An 18,304-nucleotide genomic window follows, 5' to 3' on the forward strand; every position below is an offset into this window, starting at 1 on the left:
GGGAGATTTAGATGGAAATTTCAACACAAAAACAGATGCAGCCGCCTGTCATAAAGGCAGAAGAAAAAGTGACATCTCCCTGGGCAGAAGCATGGTATAGCTTCAAAAAGAACAAATTAGCTCTGGTAGGTACCGGAATCGTCATATTTTTTATCTTGCTTGCGATCTTTGCGCCGCTAATTGCTCCTGAGGGCATCAATGATCAAAAAATGTCGGTCCGTCTCCAGGCGCCATCTGCTGACCACTGGTTTGGTACTGATGATTTTGGACGGGACATCTTTTCAAGGGTTGTATATGGAGCACGGATTTCTTTATGGGTAGGAACCTTTGCGGTCATGGGTTCCATCATTGTAGGATGCTTGCTTGGAATCCTTGCCGGTTATTATGGAAAGTGGGTAGATTCTCTTATCTCCAGGATTTTCGATATCATGCTTGCATTCCCAAGTATCCTGCTGGCAATTGCTATTGTGGCTGTATTAGGGCCTTCACTTAGAAATGCGCTCATTGCAATTGCGATTATCAATATTCCGAACTTCGGCAGGCTGATTCGTTCAAGGGTCCTTAGCGTAAAAGAAGAGGAATACATTATGGCTGCCAAGGCGGTAGGGATGAAGGACAGCAGGATTTTGTTCCAGCACATCCTTCCGAACAGTATGGCGCCAATCATCGTCCAGGGCACGCTTGCGATTGCCACGGCGATCATTGAAGCAGCAGCGCTCGGCTTTCTGGGTCTGGGTGCAGACGCACCGAATCCGGAATGGGGAAAGATGCTGGCCGACGCCAAGCAATTCATGATCCAGGCACCGTGGACAATGATTTTCCCAGGGCTTGCCATCATGCTGACCGTTTTAGGCTTCAACCTGATGGGAGACGGCTTAAGGGATGCGTTGGATCCAAGGATGAAAAACTAATTTTTATATGCAAACAAAAAAAGCAGCTGATAAAACCAGCTGCTTTTAAATTTCCGTATTTTTTTCAATTGTCACATTGCTATCGTCCTTATGGTACGACTGGAAGCTTGTGACGAGGGTGTCCAGGTGCTCGACCTGTTCTCCGTATTCCATGATGATCGATACAAGCTGCATCACATGGTAAAGAATCTGGCTGTTCGTTTCGGCGAGCTCATTTTTTTGCATCAGGAACAAGTCGAAGAGCTGTTTTTTGTTCAGGCATACTTCGCCTTCCATGTAGGACGCTTCTGGCCTGATTTTACCGACAAACTTCAGCATGACCTGCTCATGGTGGCTAATCAGGCAGTCAAGCTGGTGCTGAATGACTTCCTGGAATTCAACTGGCATCTGGTTGAACTCATTTTCATACCGGTGTAGTCTTTTTAAGGTTTCCAGCGATTTTTTCACAGTGGAAATCATCTGTCTGTAAATCACGAGCTTCCGTGACTTTGCGAGTTTGTTATTCTTGAAATAATCACGTTCTTCCTTGTACATCATATAAAGCTGATCGAGCTTGATAATGCCTTCACGAAGCTTTTCGATGTCTGCCTTCAGCAGCTGGTGCTCGGATGCGTGCCGCGTGCTCAGCCTGATCCACTTCGTAATTTCCTCTGATAAAACAGAACTCTTGTAAAACAGTTTATTTTCATACTTAGGCGGCAGGAAGACGAGATTGACGATAAAAGCTGACACAACCCCCAGCATGATGGTTGAGAAACGGATCAGGGCAAACATGATGAAATCATCACCCGGTGTTTCCATGATCGCAATCAGGGTCACAAGAGAGAGTGAAATCGTATTCTCGAGCTTTAGCTTAAGGTTCAACGTAATGACGATGACTGCAGCGAGACCAATGAAGAAAATGCTGTTGCCGAACGCCATGACAAACACAACGGCGATAATGGCCCCGATCAGGTTGCCCTGAACATGTTCAATAATAGATTGATAAGAGCGGTAGACGGTTGGCTGCAGGGCAAAAATCGCAGCAATCCCGGCAAAGACCGGTGATGGAAGATCAAAAATATGCGATAAAAATAAAGCAAGAATGATGGCAATTCCCGTTTTCAAAATGCGGGCACCAAGTTTCATGGGAAGTAAATTCCTTTCATTAGAGACAGAAAATCTCATTCATTAATTTATACTTTAAACTATTTTGTTCAAAACTAAACAATTATGTACTATACAACGGATTACCAAGAAGTTCAAGCGGCAAATTAGCGAAAACCAAGCCTATTTTTCATGTAAGTGTTTACAAAATGAATTGTTTATACGAATGTATATCGGTTATTCCTGAATTCATGATGGATATTCCTGAAAAACTGATTATATTCCTTAAAATTTCCTTTTATTCCTGAAAATAAAGGAGATATTCCTTAAAATCGAAATTTATTCCAAATCAGAAAAAAATGGCCCCGTCACTCATCGACGGGGCCATCTTGCATTATTCAGTTGAAACGGCTGGATCTGCCTGCTCTTTGACCGGAACGACCTGAACGAAATGATCTTCAGGATGCTCTAGCAGCAATGCCAGATCTTTTGCTTCGTCTTCCTGATCGTGGCGTCTAAGCATTTCCATGTAATTGCCCAGCAGCTCTTTTACATCTGCGATTCCTTTGGCGGAAAGGGACTCAATGGAGACCTTGGCGCCTTTGGCGATACGGCGGGAGATGGCCTGCGTTGTCAGTCCCATCTCTGGCTGGTGCCTTAAGTAAACGACACCGCCGGTCATCCCTGCACAAATCCATGGACCCGCATCTCCGAGGACAAGTCCTCGGCCGTTGGTCATGTATTCGAAGGCAAAGCCTTTGATATTGGCGTTTGTACCAATGTTACCGAACTCTTTCTCAGGGATTGGCTTCTTCACAAGACCGCCGATGATCATGTCTGCTCCGGATAAACGGATACCTGCACGTGCGTCGGCGTTACCCTGTGCTGCCAGCAATCCTTTCTGTGCTCCGTAACCGAAGCCTTTTCCGACGGATCCATTGTAGAACCCGCCATCCTTGCCTGGTGATTTGGCGATCATGATCGCGCCGCCGAATGATGTCTTGCCGACTCCGTCCTGGCCGCCGCCATCAATTTCAATGTTGATTCCGTCTGTATTGTAAGCGCCCAGTCCGTTACCGAGAATGGATCCCTTATAACGGAGTGATACTGGCTGCAGCTTTCTGTATGAACCATCAAGTCGACCGCGGACTCGGTGGCATGAAACCCGGCTTGCCAGGACACGCTGTTCAGCGGTTACTGCCTGGAATTCACGCGACTGGTGAAGCTCTTCGTCGACAGCATCAAGATACTCTGCACCGGCCGCAACCTGGAGCTGTGCAGAAGTAATGGCAGCGGCTGCTTCTTTCTGGTGCGTGATCTGCCCGATTTCGAGCGGCTTCAGCAAGTAGGTCAAGTCAAGCAAGTCTTTTCCTTTGATTTGCTCCAACAGGTCTGACCTTCCGACTGCTTCCTGGAGATTCTTGATTCCGGCGGATGCAGCTAGTGCCTTCAGTTCGTTTCCGAAAGCTGTGAACAGGTTCATGATACCCTGTACAGCAAGATCGAACTGTCGCGGTACGAAACGGCGCAGTCCATGTTCCTTTGCCTGTGCCTCTGAATCGATCTGTGTCGCGATGCCGACATGGCAAGTGTCAAGATGGCAGCCGCGGCATGTCGTACAGCCGATCGCAAGCATCGATAATGTACCGAAGCCGATACGGTTTGCTCCAAGAAGCATGAATTTAATGACATCCTGTGCGCTCTTGACACCGCCGTCAGCCCACAGCTCGACATTGTCGCGCAATCCGGCTTCAAGCAGGGCATTATGCGCCGCCTTGATTCCAATCTCCGCCGGCAGGCCGACGTACTGCAAAGCGTGGATACGGGCCGCACCTGTGCCGCCATCGAAGCCGCTCAATGTAATGATATCCGCTCCTGCCTTGGCAATGCCGACAGCGATGGTTCCGATATTCGGAACAACAGGAACTTTAACGGCAACCCGTGCCTGGTCATTGGCTGTTTTCAACTCGTGAATCATTTGTGCCAGGTCTTCGATGGAATAGATATCATGGTTGTTTGATGGTGAAATCAAATCAGAACCAATTGTCGCATTCCTGGCTTCAGCGATTTTCGCTGTTACCTTTGATCCTGGCAAGTGTCCGCCTTCACCAGGCTTGGCGCCCTGGCCAATCTTGATCTCAAGCAGGTTGGAGGAGTTCAGCAACTCTGCGTTCACTCCGAAACGGCCGGAAGCAACCTGCTGGCCGCGTGTACGAGGATACTTGCCGAGCATATCCTTGATTTCGCCGCCCTCGCCGTTCATGCTGATCATATTCAGGCGGTCAGCGCCTTCTGCATACGCACGGAAGGCAATTTCGTTCTGCGATCCGAATGACATTGAAGCGATGACGAATGGCAGGCTGTGGTCGCCTACACCAATTTCCACTTCTGCAGGTGAAACTCCGGCATCCATCTTTTTCAAGCCTGTTAAATGGCGGATCGTTGTCGGGTTGCTTTCTTCCTGCTCGGAGATCTTCTCACGGTAAACGCTGTAATCTCCTGTGGAAGCCACCTCGCCAATCGCCTTCCAGATACGAGGGAAGAGATGGAACGTCTTGCCGATCCGCTCTTTTTCATTCTGGAAATCTTTCGCTCTCGCAACCGCATCTTCTTTCATTGCTTCAAAATTATAAGCTAGTTCATTCGAGCCGAAGAAGTTCACGACTACTAAGTAATCTGCGACTTCATCGTTCAGGCCGATTGCTGAGAATAAACGGCCGTATCCGCGCAATTCATGAATCCCAATCGTCGAGATGACCTTTTCAAGGCCCTTAGTCAATGCGCTGTACAAATTAACGAGCGGCTTTACAGATTTATCAAGCACCGTAATGAACATATAATATGGGCTGACTGCGTCTGCGCCAAGTCCAAGGGCGACAATGATGTCGTGCAAAGATCGCAAAGAAGCGGAACGCAGCAGCAATGAGCAGTCACGGCGAAGACCTTCTTTCACAAGTGCCTGGTCGATTGCTGACACAACAAGATGAGGGTCAAGCCATAGTGCGTTTTCCTGATGGGCGACTGCGTCATCAAGCACAAGCAATGTCTTGCCGTCCTTAACAGCATCAATCGCTTTGGCTGCAAGCCTCTCAAGTGCTTCTTTTACCGTTTCCTCACTTGTGAAAACAGTTTCCAGGTATGCTGCCAGTTTCTCATCCTGGTAGCACTGGATAACCTGGTCCATGCTAGGCTGGCCTGTTTGAAGGGAAGCTTCATAGCCCGCTTTTCCTTCAATAAGGAGGGGAGTCAGCAATTCCACCACATTTCCCGTTTCTGTTTTGCCAAACAGGGAAGGGCGCTTGCCTAGAACAGTCCTCGTTGAAAAATGCTCGGCTTCACGGTCACGGTCAATCGCCGGGTTCGTGACGACAGCAACACTTTCTTTGATAAAATCAGTGATATTCCTGCGTTCAGGATTCATTGCAGCTAGCGGAGCGTCATGCCCAAGCGAACGGATTGGCTCAGCCCCTTTTTCAGCCATCTGTTCTACCAGCTGGACATGGTCACGCTCCCAGCCGAATGCTTTATATTGCCCGTTATGGATTTTATCCGGATACGTCATTGTGATCGTTTTGGAAAGCTTTGCGCCTTCCAGTCGGTTGCGCGCATCCTTGAAGTCGAGGCGCTGTGAAAAACGCTTGTAGACTTCGCCCTGGAATTGCTCCATTTCAAACACTTCGATGGTGTCTCCGTTCCATTTCAGGCCGACTTTTTCACCTGGCGCCAATGGCTTCGGCTCACCCGTATACTCGGCAGAAGAAATGATGCCTGGCTCTGAGGAGAACAGGTAAGAGCTTTCCGTTTCAACCATCCAGAGCGGTCGAAGGCCAAGGGCGTCGACGCTGAAAACAGCTTCGTCTGCAAATCGGGAGATGATTCCGGCAGGCCCCTGGGCAAAATGGCCCCAGGCTTCGCGAATATAAGTATATAAATCTTGCAAATGTTCAGGGTATGCTTTGATCTCATTGATGATCGGCGGGAACATCATGTCCATCGCCTCAAACAATGAATAGCCATCGCGGCATATAAATGTTTCAAGTGTACGGCTCAAATCCTGTGAGTCACTTCCGTCTTTTACAAGCGGGACATTGACCATTCGAGCCTCATCACGCAGCCTTGCGATTGTATTGATTTCGCCGTTATGGCCGAGGACGCTGAACGGCTGCACTCGGAAGAAGCTTGATAGAGTGTTAGTCGAATAGCGGTTGTGTCCAAGTGTCATGGTTGAGGCCACAAGCGGGCTTGCCAGGTCATGATAGTATTTCGGCAGGATGTCTCCAGCTCCCATCACCTTATAGACAGCATGATGCTGGCTTAGGGAGGCCACATGTACCTGTTCGTTTTTTTCAAAATCTACGATCATATTAAACAGCTTTCCGGAAAGCTCCTTGCCTGTTTGATCCGCTAGGCACGCAAACTGCCAGAATACCGGATTCTCCTGGATGGCAATCGGGCCGAGCGCTTCCGGAACCGTGACATCTACTGATGAAAAAACGAGTTTCATATTTTGCTGTGACAGCTTCGCTTCAAGCTCCTGCTGGATTGTCTGCGCTTGTTCCGTCCTTGTGATAAAAACATGTCCGACGACAAAATTCTCCGCGTTTGCGGCACTGGCGTCCGATCCCGCTTCAGCCAGCTTTTCCTTCCAAAGAGCACGTGGGATATCAATATGGACGCCGACTCCATCGCCCTCACCATTGATAAAGCCTGCGCGGTGGTTCATGGTCACAAGACCGTCAATACAGTGGAAAATATTCGCGCGTGTCGGGATTTTCTTTTTTTCAACGCTGGCCACGATTCCACAGGCATCGTGCTCAAACCTTGAGAAGTCTTTGAATTGTGAAGGATTCCATTGTGTAGTCATAAAATTCGGCTTATAAAGAGTGCTTTTAAGCCGGTTCACCTCCTGAAAAATAATCTATTGGTTGTTCGTTTGATAGCTTTGTACATGGGGGTATAACAATGGGACGGGATTGTAAAGCAGGGATTTGCGCGGCCATTTGAATGGCTGATTTTAAAAATATTAATCACAATCTTATCATAAGAATTTTCAGAAATCAATTAATTATACAGAAATTTGGATAGAGTAATTTTCCGGATAGAGGTTGTTCGGATAAAAAACCTAATAATGTAAACGGTTTCATTTTCTGTTCCAAAAAATAACAGACGCCAGGCAGGCGTCTGTTATGTATAAAAACTTGTATAATTATTCATTTGCCATTGAAAAAAATGCCTGATCAACTGCATGAAGGGTGGCTTCGACATCCTCCTGTGTATGCGCAATGGTCACAAACCATGCTTCATATTTGGATGGTGCGAGGTTGATTCCCTGCTTCAGCATCAGGTTGAAAAAGCGGGCGAACATTTCCCCATCGGTATTTTCTGCCTGCTCATAGTTCTCGATCTTCTCACTTGTGAAATAGATCGTAAGGGCACCTTTCAATCGATTGATCGTGATTTGAATGCCGTGTCTGCTTGCGGATTCGGTGATTCCTTCTTCAAGCATCGCGCCAAGTTGATCAAGGTATTCGTACACACCTTCCTGCTTGAGCACTTCTAGGCAGGCGATCCCTGAAAGAATTGAAGCAGGATTTCCGGCCATTGTCCCGGCCTGGTAGGCAGGTCCTAACGGCGCTACTTTTTCCATGATTTCAGCTCGGCCGCCATATGCGCCAATCGGCAGACCGCCGCCGATGATTTTGCCAAGGGCTGTGAGGTCAGGCGTAATTCCAAGCAGGTCCTGGGCTCCTCCATACATGAAACGGAAAGCTGTGATGACTTCATCAAAAATGAGCAGTGATCCAGCCTGGCGGGTCAGCTCCTTTACTTCCTCTAAAAAGCCGGGTTTTGGCTCGACAATTCCGAAGTTGCCAACGATCGGCTCGACTAGGACAGCAGCAATCTGGTCGCCCCATTTAGCGAGAGCCTCCTTGAAAGGTTCGATATCATTAAAGGGTACCGTAATGACTTCCTGGGCGATGCTTTTAGGGACGCCTGCTGAATCAGGTGTGCCAAGAGTGGATGGGCCTGAACCCGCAGCCACCAGCACAAGGTCGGAATGGCCATGGTAGCAGCCTGCGAACTTGATGATCTTATCGCGGCCCGTATAGGCACGGGCCACGCGAATCGTCGTCATCACGGCTTCCGTACCGGAGTTGACGAACCTTACTTTATCAAGAGCCGGCATGGCTTCCTTCAGCATTTTGGCGAACTTCACTTCATGAGGGGTAGGTGTGCCATACAGTACGCCTGTTTCAGCTGCCTTTTTGATGGCTTCTGTAATATGCGGATGGGCATGTCCCGTAATGATCGGCCCGTAAGCCGCCAGGTAATCGATATATTGATTGCCGTCCACATCCCAGAAGTAAGCTCCCTGGGCACGCTCCATCACGACTGGAGCACCTCCGCCTACAGCCTTGTATGAACGCGACGGACTGTTCACCCCACCGACGATATGCTCGAGTGCTTCATTATGTAAGCGTTCAGAATTGGTTCTTTGCATCGTAAAACCTCCTATATGTAACTGCCTATCTATTTTATCATTATTTCTGTTTTTTACAGATTGTTTCACTTTTCGTTCATTTTGTTGAGGTGCTGCAGTTCCAGCTTTGGCGGCCAGAAAAAGGCCTTTTTGTATTGGTTGTAATGAAGGAGCGGAGGTTGTGTAGATAGCTGCTGATTGGCAAAAGGGATTAGCATTTCTTGTTCGAGTTCTGCCTGTGCGCGTTGAAGCTCCCATTTTGCGTGATGGATATCCCCTCGGACAAGCTGGTTTCCTCGTTTCGTCCACAGACAATATCTTTCAGTAAGCCAATGTTCCAAGGTTCCTGGCTTCGCAAAAAACACTCCGGTAATGGGCTGGTATCGCACCTTCAGTCTTGCTCCAGTGCCAAGGCGGGTTGATGCCATTTTAAAATCGTCAGCTTGGCTGAAAGTGATGTTGGCCTGTTTATAGTTTAATCCGAATGTCAGTTTTGCTCCGATAACTGTCAGTAAATGATTGGCATCGAGCGAAAAGAAATATACTCCTGTCCTTTCCCTGAACCTTACATATGTCCGTACATTCACTTCAAGATAGGAGCTCAAGAATGGAATGGCAGGTGTAAACCGGCCGCGTGTATTTTTAACCTGGAAGAGCACGATTCCGATCCACGCGCTGTCAGCAAAGGTGTCAATTTCAAGTTCGTGAGGAACGTGCTCCTTTAGGAACGATAATGGCACAGGCCAATGCGCAAACAAGGTATGGTGCCATTCCTGCGTCATGATCCATTTTAAATTCGGGAGTGGATAAGGCCTATGGCTATGGCTTTGAAGCATCAGTTCCTTGTTCATTGCAAGCCTCCTGATTTCGTATAGACTGTATTGGGTTTACTCATTTTCCTTTTTAAAAATCAGCAGCCGGAAAGCAGTAGTGTTCACTGGTTAAATTACCCTTGAACTTGCAGCGGTAATCAGGCATACCAGTTGTTTTAGCAGTCATGATTGGCTAAACTGTTTGAGTGACTAAAGGAGGATACCAACATGAATGCCATTGAAGTGAATGGGCTGCGGAAGGAATTCAAGGCTTATTCGAGCCGCCCCGGATTATCGGGGGCTTTCCGTGACCTTTTTACGCGAAATTATAAGATTGTGCCGGCCGTGAACGACATCAACTTTACCGTTAAGCAGGGGGAAATGGTTGGCTATATCGGTGAAAATGGTGCAGGTAAATCGACGACAATTAAGATGCTGACAGGAATCCTGACGCCGACTTCTGGACAGGTCATGGTGAATGGAATGAATCCCCATAAGGAACGGGAAAGATTCGTCCAGACGATCGGGGTTGTCTTCGGGCAGCGTTCCCAACTCTGGTGGGATATTGCCGTCCAGGAATCGTTCCGCCTGTTGAAAAAAGTATACAAAGTATCTGATGCAGATTACAACGAGCATATGGACCATGTCATCAAGACGCTCGATATTGAACCATTGCTGGATAAACCCGTAAGGAAGCTGTCGCTGGGACAGAGGATGCGCTGTGAGCTTGCTGCTGCGCTGATTCACAATCCGCCATTGCTTTTCCTTGATGAGCCGACCATCGGACTGGATGTCCTCGTCAAATTGAAAATCCGGGAGTTCCTGAAGGAAATCAATGAAAAATACAATACGACGATCTTGCTAACGACCCATGACCTGACGGATATCGAAGCACTATGCGAACGGGTCATCATGCTCGATGAAGGAAACATCATTTACGATGGTGCGCTTAGGAGCCTGAAGGAAAAGTGGGGCGAGGGGAAGGAAATCAGCTTTGAGTTCCTTGAAAGAGCCGAACTGGCGAGACTTCAGACATTGACGGAGGATTTGGGAGCAAAATGGGAAATGGATGAAAAAGACCAGATCTTCACTGCTCTAACCGGTGATGATGACGAGGTTATTTCTCAAGTGATTGCCCGGACTGTCGCTGCCTATAAGGTGCGGGATGTGAAAATCAACGAGCCTTCGACGGAAGAAATCATCCGCAACATTTATGAAAAAGGGATGATGCACCATGGATAAATATCTTGAAATGATCCGCATCCGCTTTTTGATGATGCTTGCGTACAGGACCAATTACTACACAGGTATCCTGATTTACAGCATCAACATCGGGGCATATTATTTCCTCTGGAACGCCATCTATGGCGGGAAAAGTGAAATTGAAGGTTTGTCCGCTGTACAGATGACTACGTATGTGGCGGTCGCCTGGATGGCAAGGGCGTTTTATTTTAACAATATCGACCGTGAAATGGCGATGGAAATCAAGGAAGGAAAGGTGGCAGTTGAGCTGATCCGGCCATACAGCTACCTGGGAATGAAGACGATGCAGGGACTGGGTGAAGGGATCTTCCGGTTGTTCTTCTTTTCCGTGCCGGGAATGGTGGTTGTCGCTTTGATTTTCCCGCTGGAGTTCTCCGCGAATGCCGCGACCTGGGGAATGTTCGCAGTCTCAATTGTCCTGAGCTTTCTCATCAATACACAATTGAACCTGCTGACAGGAATCACCACTTTCTTCTTATATAATAATACAGGCCTTATCCGCGCGAAGCGGGTACTGATTGACCTGTTTTCCGGATTGCTGCTGCCGATCAGCTTTTTCCCGGGGTGGTCGCAGGAAATCATGCAATATCTCCCGTTCCAGGGGATCAGCTATATACCAAGCATGATTTTTACGAATGGCTTCACCGGCAGCGAGGCAGTGGAAGGGCTGTTGCTTCAGGCGGCGTGGGTATTGATTTTGGTCATCCCTATCCAGATCCTCTGGTCCATCGCTAAAAAACAGCTGATTATACAGGGAGGGTGACAGATGTTTTATGTACGAATGTTTTTCCAGTATGTCGCCCAGTATATGAAGACAAGGCTTGAATACCGGGCAGACTTGGTGGTTGAGATTTTTTCGGATCTGCTTTTTCAGGCGGTGAATCTGATTTTTATCCTTGTCGTTTTTGCTCACACTGATTTCCTGAATGGCTGGAACCGGGATGAGATCATTTTTATTTATGGATTTTTCCTGGTCCCATATGCGCTGTTTTCGGCGTTTTTCAATATATGGGACTTCAATGAAAGGTATATTGTAAAAGGGGAGATGGACAGGATCCTGACACGTCCGATCCATAGTCTTTTCCAGATCATCCTTGAGCGGATGGAACTCGAGTCCTTATTCGGAGCCATTACCGGGCTGGCTGTAATGTTCTATGCTGGAAGCCGCCTCGGTCTTGAAGTGAACTGGTATGATCCGCTGTTGTTCATTGTGCTTGTGATAGGCGGTGTCCTTGTCTATGCCGGCATATTCGTGATGATTGCCTGCATCAGCTTCTGGGCGGATGCAAGGACATCGATCATGCCGATGATGTATAACATCGGGAATTACGGTCGCTATCCGGTGGACATTTATAACAAAGTCATCCGGTTTGTCCTGACCTGGGTCCTGCCGTTTGCCTTTGTCGGTGTCTATCCGGCAGCATTCTTCCTCGGACGGGACGAGTGGTACGTCTACTCATTTTTGACACCCTTCATGGGCCTCGCGTTTTTCGGCCTGTCCGTGTACATCTGGAACGAAGGCGTGAAGAGATATAGAGGAGCAGGAAATTAGATAGTTATTGTGCACCGCGGCCATCTTGGCTGCGGTTTTTTTGCGGGAGAGACCAGCAGGGGCATGTTTTGCAAGGGGATGCCATGAAAACAGCTGGTATTGCCCTCTGTGGATGGGATATTCCCCGTTGGGACCGAGATATTCCCCTTTGCAAGCAATTTATTCCCCGTTGAACCCCTTTTATTCCCCGTTGGCCATATCAATGCTGCAACTTGGTTTGAGACATGAGGACTTGCTTGCATACTCTCAATTTCACGCGCGTATAGTTGAAGTGAGAGAAGCAGGAAATGAGGCTGGGTTATGCAATTTTATCTATCGGTCGTTCTGATTGTTGCAGCGATACTATTGAGCCTGCGTACATTATTCATTCCGCATAAAATCAAGGGCAAGCAAGTTTCGTTCGAGAATTTCATTACCCTGGCACTGATCTATGCCATTGTCATGGCAGGTTTCGGACTGCTTTATTATTTGCTGGATTTGAAAGGGGTCTGGGTGCTTTCGGATATCAGCATGCGGCCTAGTACGTCTTCGTATGAGAGGATGGCAACGAGCATGTACTTCAGCGCCATCACGCTCTTCTCGGTAGGATACGGGGATATAGCGCCGATTGGAGTCGGCCGGGTGATTGCCGTAATCGAAGCTCTTGTCGGTTATACGATTCCAGCCGCGTTTGTGACAAGGGCAGTTTTTGACCATAAGAAAACATGAAGCTGTCCATTTGTATTCCAGTCTGAAATTCGTTAGGCTATTGCTAACAGCAATCATTTTGGAGGGATACATATGGTTTTAGCAATTGGAGAAAAAGCACCTCAGTTTGAACTTCAGGCCAGCAATGGGGAAACAGTCAGACTTTCTGATTTGAAAGGGAAGAACGTCGTGCTTTACTTTTACCCGAAAGACATGACGCCAGGCTGTACAACGGAAGCCTGTGATTTCAGGGACCATCACGAAAGCTTCGAGGGTCTGAATGCAGTTATTCTCGGTGTAAGCCCCGATCCAATCTCAAGGCATGAAAAATTCATCGAGAAGCATGGCCTGCCGTTCCTGCTGCTGGCAGATGAAGATCATAAAGTGGCGGAAGATTATGGAGTATGGACTTTGAAGAAGAATTTCGGCAAGGAGTACATGGGGATTGAGCGATCCACATTTATCATCGATCAGGAAGGGAAACTCGCCAAGGAATGGCGCAAGGTCAAGGTAAAGGGGCATGTGGAAGAAGCGCTTGATTATATAAAAGAAAATTTATAGTCTAAGACAGCCAAATCGGCTGTCTTTTTGCTGATTTGACCATACAGACAAACTGTAATAGGATAAGGGTAAACTATGACCAGTCAGTCATTACCACGATTCGGGAGGCATAATGGTGAAGGAAAAAGAAAAAGCAATCATCGAAGCGGCGATCAAACTCTACGCGACAAAAGGGTTCGCATCCACCTCGATACAGGAGATCGTTACAGAAAGCGGGATTTCCAAGGGGGCTTTTTATTTATACTTCAAATCCAAGGACGCGCTGTTGATCGCGATCCTTGAGTATTATTTTGATCACATCCAAAAGCAGCTGGAAGTATATGAGCACGAAAATTTGCCGCCAAGAGAAAAGTTCGCCCGCCAGCTGACGGCATTGTTCAACACCATGCTCGAGCACAAAGAGTTCATTATCATGCAATCACGGGAACAGGCGATTCCGCTGAATGAAGAAGTGAAAGAATTGATGCTTCGCAAATATTACGAAGCCCAACGGTTTTACCAGGAAAGCCTAAAGGCGATTTATGGGGAAGCGGTCGAGAAGCACCTTTGGGATTTAGCTCTCATGCTTGAAGGATTCTTCAATTCCTATATGAGGGTGCTGCTCTTCATCCAGGAAGGGTTTGATATCAGGGAACTGGTTGAATATATCCTCAGAAGAATTGAATCCATTGTCGAAGGGTTAAAGGGTGAGTCGCCTGTAGCGACAGAAGAAAAGATGGAAGAGCTTTTAAAGAAGACGAAGGCGTTTTTGCTGCAGAATAAAAATGGAGTTTCTGCTGTCATCAACAGGATGAGGAAGGCGATCTCTGAATTGGAGAACAGCGAAGATTTAACGGTGTCATTGGAAGTGCTTGAAAGTGAAATAGGAAAGGATTCTCCAAGACTGCCCGTCATACAGGGGATGCTGTCCAATTTCCGGGACGAACCTTCTCTGGATGAATACCGTGAGGAGATTGCCGGCTTCTATAAAATAAAAGGCTGAATTTACCGCCTATTTTTGCCAATACAGGCTACTGTCCATTCATTTTCGCTATATGTGAATATCATTGTATTAGGGCATACCTCCTCAAACGACTTAGCGGGCTAAAACAGCCCGCCTTTTTTTATGGTTTCTTAGGCTTGTAAGTTGTTTAAAAGAGTGAAAATTAATACAATTAGTAATACCACTAAAGAGCGAAGGAGTTGATCCAATGAAGATTTATTCTTCCATCCTGGCCGCAGAGTCGCTGCAGGAAGATATAAAAAATGAATTCCCGCAGGTTGAGTTTGAGTTCCATAAAGGCATTAAGGAAGAGTTGTTCCTTGAAGCCGAGGTTTTCGTTACATATGGAGAAGATTTGACGGAAGAGTTGATTTTTAAAGCTGACAGGCTGAAATGGATTATGGTCATGTCAGCCGGGTTGGATAAAATGCCATTCCAGGCATGCAAAAAGCGTAATATATTGGTGACGAACGTTAGAGGGATCCATAAAATCCCGATGGCAGAGTTCACGATTGGCATGATGCTGCAGCATGTCAAGCAAATGAAGACCTTATGGGAGAACGAGAAGAATCGCACCTGGGAGCGGAAATTGCCAATGGGAGAATTGTACGGCAAGACATTGCTCATTCTAGGTATAGGGGCAATTGGCGGAGAAGTCGCCCGATTGGCCAAAGCCTTTAATATGAGAACTATCGGTGTGAACCGGAGCGGCAGCCAGGCCGATTGGGCAGACAAAATCTATACAATGGACAATTTCGAAGCTGCATTGCCAGAAGCCGACTTTATCGTTTCCGTGCTGCCAAGTACCAAGGATACCAAACACTTCCTTAATAAGAGCCATTTTGAAAAAATGAAGGATACAGCCGTTTTCTTGAATATCGGCCGCGGTGATTTAGTGAAGGATGATGTTTTATTGGCTGTACTTCAGGAAAAAAAGATCGCACACGCTTATTTAGATGTTTTCTATACAGAGCCATTAGGGGAAAAGCATCCGTTTTGGGATATGGATAATGTCACGGTTACCCCTCATATTTCAAGTTTAACGAAAAACTATATGCCAAGATCTTTTGAAATTTTCAAGAATAATCTGCATACATATATTAAAAACAATACTGATTTTATCAATGTAATCGACATGGACAGGGGGTACTAGAAGATGAAGATATATACGAAAACAGGTGACAAAGGAACGACTTCGCTAATATATGGAACAAGGGTCAGCAAGAATGATGCACGGGTGGAAGCGTACGGTACATGTGATGAAACAAATTCAATGATTGGCCTTGCGCTGAGTTATTTGAATGGTGAATATTTCGACGGGAAAGAAGAAATGCAGGCCATCTTCCATAAAATCCAGACCGTTTTATTCCATGTTGGTGCCGAGCTGGCAACACCTGCCGGCAAGGAAGTGAAATGGATTTTTGAACAGAAGGACATAGAGGATCTGGAAAAGACCATTGACACCTGGGATGCATCCCTCCCGCCATTGACGAATTTCATTCTGCCAGGAGGATCTCAGGTTGGCGCTGCCCTTCATGTAGCCAGGACCGTTGCCAGAAGAGCTGAGCGACAGGCGGTAGGGTTAGGTGAAGAGGTGAATCCACTTGTCCTGACTTACCTCAACAGACTCTCGGATTTCCTGTTCGTGGCGGCAAGATATGTGAATATGCATCTGGGTTCTAAGGAACAAACATTGCACCAGGGATAACCTGAATAAGCGATTTATGAATGTTTGTGACGTGCCAATATTGACAAATATGGAATAGTCTTAGTACACTATTTATAAACATTATAAAATAAGAATTATAATTTTAAGAAAAGTGAGGTGCATGGCGGTGGTACAGAGTCAGTTAAAAGAAGCCCTGGATACCTTGAAGGATACTGGAGTCCGTATTACTCCGCAACGTCATGCGATACTCGAATATTTAATAAACTCTATGTCGCATCCTACAGCAGACGAGATCTATAAAGCTCTCGAAGGGAAGTTCCCTAATATGAGCGTTGCGACAGTTTATAACAATCTGAGAGTATTCCGTGAAGTTGGATTGGTAAAGGAACTTACGTATGGAGATGCATCAAGTCGTTTTGATTTCGTGACTTCCCATCACTATCATGTGATTTGTGAAAAATGCGGGAAAATCGTGGATTTCCATTACCCTGGCCTTGATGAGGTTGAACACCTGGCTTCCCATGTGACTGGATTCAAAGTCGGCAACCACAGGATGGAGATTTACGGAACTTGTCCGGATTGCTCGGCGAAAGAGGTTCATTAATGAATGACTGATGGCACATGGCTATCAGTTTTCTTTTTTTTTAAAAAGAAAAAATAGAACCCGGCCTATGACCGGGTTCTATTTTCGTTTTTTCGATTATAGTTTTCATCGAATTCCTTACCTTCAAGTTTCGGATCGAGTGTTAAAGGTTCATCGCAATACATACAAATATCCACTCGTCCGAGCATTTTGGTCGTTTTGCCGCAATTAGGACAGACAACCTGTACTGTTTTGGTCGATAACATCCCGATCCAGAAGTAAACAACAGTACTGGCAATGATGAATAGCAATCCCAGAATCATGAAAATGGTCATGACCAATGGAGAATTGCGGAAGAAAATGCCAGCGTACATCACAATGAAGCCTATGAAAATCAGGCTTAAGGCAAAGGTCCGGATTTTATTTATTTTACTTGAATATTTAGCCATCAATTTCCCTCCCTAAAAACTAACTATATCATACCATTTGCGGCAAGATAATCATAAAAAGTCCAAATGGATGTCGAAAATTGTCTAGAGGAAATGCAGGAGATTTTATATAATTGTCGAACATATATGCTAACAAACAAATGGAGGAATTTATTATGGAGGATATCCTTCGTTCGATTTATCAGGAACGTGCAAGCCAGCCTAATACAATAGGAGTGGTGATGGTGGAGAAAAGGCAGAAGGCCATCGCTGCTACCGATACATTCGATGTAATCTTGCTTATTATTGTAAAAGAAAACGATGATCCAGTTTTCGTTAAGCATTATTCCTATAATGATAAGAAAGCAGCCATGCATATTGTGACAGAGAAACAAATAAATGATTGGCTCCTGATCGGCAACAACAAAAAAATATTTGATTGGCTATATAATGGGAAGATCATTTTCGACCGTAATGAACGGATCGCCAATCTAAAGCAAGAGCTGAAAGAATTCCCGTTTTTCGGCAGGAAGATCAAGATGGGAATCGAATTTGCCAAATTGATCAGAAGGTATCTGGACGGTAAGGCGCTATTTGACAACTATAATTATCTTGATGCTTATAACCACGTTGTTCACTCCCTTCATCACTTGGCAAGATTAGCGGTGATCGAGAGTGGATTCCATCCGGAGGTGACCGTATGGAATCAGGTTAAACAGATTGAGCCGGAAATCTATAAATTATATGAGGAATTGATTTGCAGCGAAGAGACAATTGAAAAACGGCTTGAGCTTTTATTCCTGGCAAGTGAATTCTTAATCCATAAGAGAACGAAGGTTGGTACGCAGCATCTTCTAGAAGTGCTGGAGGATAAAGAATATTGGTCTTTTAACGAAATGATGTCCCATCCAGAGCTCTCAGCATATTCAGTGGATCTTGGAATCCTTGTAGAGTACTTGATTGAAAAGAAAATCCTTTCAGTAGTGAATGTAGAAACGAAAGGACAAGGCATCTACCATCGATATTATCAGGGCTCTGAAAAACTATCGTAAAAAAACAAATAAACCTATTGACCATTTTAAAATTACTTGGTATATTAATAACCGTCGCTGCGGAACACAGCAAAAAACATTTTCGCGGCTGACGGTTGAAAATTCCAAAAGTGCTTTTCACACAAAAACATTTCTTAAAAAATGTTGACAAGAAAAACGCCGGATGATATATTAGTAAAGTCGCTTACGGGCGACGTGCTAACTAAATTGCTCTTTGAAAACTAAACAAACAAGCGT

The 18,304-nt window shown here is 46.1% G+C and carries 16 protein-coding genes; 11 read left to right on the forward strand and 5 right to left on the reverse strand.

What is annotated here, in order from left to right; translation table 11 throughout:
• The first annotated feature begins 11 nt into the window (after window positions 1-11).
• On the forward strand, window positions 12-911 hold the full coding sequence (locus EJA10_RS20085; protein WP_125481820.1) for an ABC transporter permease: 900 nt from the start codon (window positions 12-14) through the stop codon (window positions 909-911).
• Between the two features lie 45 nt (window positions 912-956).
• Here EJA10_RS20085 and EJA10_RS20090 read toward each other — a convergent pair whose 3' ends face one another.
• The 4 genes from EJA10_RS20090 to EJA10_RS20105 all read right to left on the reverse strand — a co-directional run bounded on the left by EJA10_RS20090 (window position 957) and on the right by EJA10_RS20105 (window position 9,329).
• Window positions 957-2,039, reverse strand: coding sequence for an FUSC family protein (locus EJA10_RS20090; protein ID WP_125481821.1), 1,083 nt, complete (start codon window positions 2,037-2,039; stop codon window positions 957-959).
• A gap of 352 nt (window positions 2,040-2,391) precedes the next feature.
• The gene (locus tag EJA10_RS20095) at window positions 2,392-6,861 is read right to left on the reverse strand and encodes a glutamate synthase-related protein (protein ID WP_125481822.1); all 4,470 of its coding nucleotides are present in this window, start codon (window positions 6,859-6,861) and stop codon (window positions 2,392-2,394) included.
• A gap of 342 nt (window positions 6,862-7,203) precedes the next feature.
• Entirely contained in the window at window positions 7,204-8,499 is a 1,296-nt protein-coding gene (locus tag EJA10_RS20100) for a glutamate-1-semialdehyde 2,1-aminomutase (RefSeq protein WP_125481823.1), read from the reverse strand.
• A 65-nt stretch (window positions 8,500-8,564) separates the two neighbouring features.
• Complete coding sequence (locus EJA10_RS20105; RefSeq protein ID WP_125481824.1) at window positions 8,565-9,329, reverse strand: YqjF family protein; 765 nt, start codon at window positions 9,327-9,329, stop codon at window positions 8,565-8,567.
• A gap of 189 nt (window positions 9,330-9,518) precedes the next feature.
• On the opposite strand from EJA10_RS20105, the gene EJA10_RS20110 reads away from it, so the two are divergent.
• The 9 genes from EJA10_RS20110 (at window position 9,519) to perR (ending at window position 16,608) form a co-directional block, all read left to right on the forward strand.
• Window positions 9,519-10,532, forward strand: a complete 1,014-nt coding sequence (locus EJA10_RS20110) for an ABC transporter ATP-binding protein (protein WP_125481825.1) — start codon at window positions 9,519-9,521, stop codon at window positions 10,530-10,532.
• A complete protein-coding gene (locus EJA10_RS20115) occupies window positions 10,525-11,316 on the forward strand; it encodes an ABC transporter permease (RefSeq protein ID WP_125481826.1) in 792 nt (263 codons plus the stop codon). Before EJA10_RS20110 ends, EJA10_RS20115 begins: the two co-directional genes overlap by 8 nt.
• A gap of 3 nt (window positions 11,317-11,319) precedes the next feature.
• Window positions 11,320-12,105: an ABC transporter permease gene (locus tag EJA10_RS20120; RefSeq protein ID WP_125481827.1), complete on the forward strand. Its 786-nt coding sequence runs from the start codon at window positions 11,320-11,322 to the stop codon at window positions 12,103-12,105.
• Between the two features lie 300 nt (window positions 12,106-12,405).
• Window positions 12,406-12,813 (forward strand): potassium channel family protein, encoded by a 408-nt coding sequence (locus EJA10_RS20125; protein ID WP_125481828.1) that lies wholly within the window; start codon window positions 12,406-12,408, stop codon window positions 12,811-12,813.
• 72 nt (window positions 12,814-12,885) lie between these two features.
• Window positions 12,886-13,353: a thioredoxin-dependent thiol peroxidase gene (gene bcp, locus EJA10_RS20130; protein ID WP_125481829.1), complete on the forward strand. Its 468-nt coding sequence runs from the start codon at window positions 12,886-12,888 to the stop codon at window positions 13,351-13,353.
• 112 nt (window positions 13,354-13,465) lie between these two features.
• Window positions 13,466-14,335, forward strand: coding sequence for a TetR/AcrR family transcriptional regulator (locus tag EJA10_RS20135; protein ID WP_246017891.1), 870 nt, complete (start codon window positions 13,466-13,468; stop codon window positions 14,333-14,335).
• Window positions 14,336-14,543: 208 nt separating this feature from the next.
• The gene (locus EJA10_RS20140; protein WP_125481830.1) at window positions 14,544-15,488 is read left to right on the forward strand and encodes a D-2-hydroxyacid dehydrogenase; all 945 of its coding nucleotides are present in this window, start codon (window positions 14,544-14,546) and stop codon (window positions 15,486-15,488) included.
• Window positions 15,489-15,491: 3 nt separating this feature from the next.
• Complete coding sequence (locus tag EJA10_RS20145; RefSeq protein ID WP_125481831.1) at window positions 15,492-16,043, forward strand: cob(I)yrinic acid a,c-diamide adenosyltransferase; 552 nt, start codon at window positions 15,492-15,494, stop codon at window positions 16,041-16,043.
• A 121-nt stretch (window positions 16,044-16,164) separates the two neighbouring features.
• Window positions 16,165-16,608: a peroxide-responsive transcriptional repressor PerR gene (gene perR / locus EJA10_RS20150; protein ID WP_125481832.1), complete on the forward strand. Its 444-nt coding sequence runs from the start codon at window positions 16,165-16,167 to the stop codon at window positions 16,606-16,608.
• A 65-nt stretch (window positions 16,609-16,673) separates the two neighbouring features.
• Here the strand turns inward: perR and EJA10_RS20155 are convergent, their stop codons facing one another.
• Entirely contained in the window at window positions 16,674-17,036 is a 363-nt protein-coding gene (locus tag EJA10_RS20155; protein WP_125481833.1) for a YgzB family protein, read from the reverse strand.
• A gap of 155 nt (window positions 17,037-17,191) precedes the next feature.
• Here EJA10_RS20155 and EJA10_RS20160 point away from each other — a divergent pair, with 155 nt between their 5' ends.
• Window positions 17,192-18,067 carry a nucleotidyltransferase-like protein gene (locus tag EJA10_RS20160; protein WP_125481834.1) on the forward strand — a complete coding sequence of 292 codons (876 nt, stop codon included), beginning with the start codon at window positions 17,192-17,194 and terminating at the stop codon, window positions 18,065-18,067.
• Window positions 18,068-18,304: the final 237 nt, after the last annotated feature.

Source organism: Mesobacillus subterraneus (assembly GCF_003937825.1).
Lineage (GTDB): Bacteria > Bacillota > Bacilli > Bacillales > Cytobacillaceae > Mesobacillus > Mesobacillus subterraneus.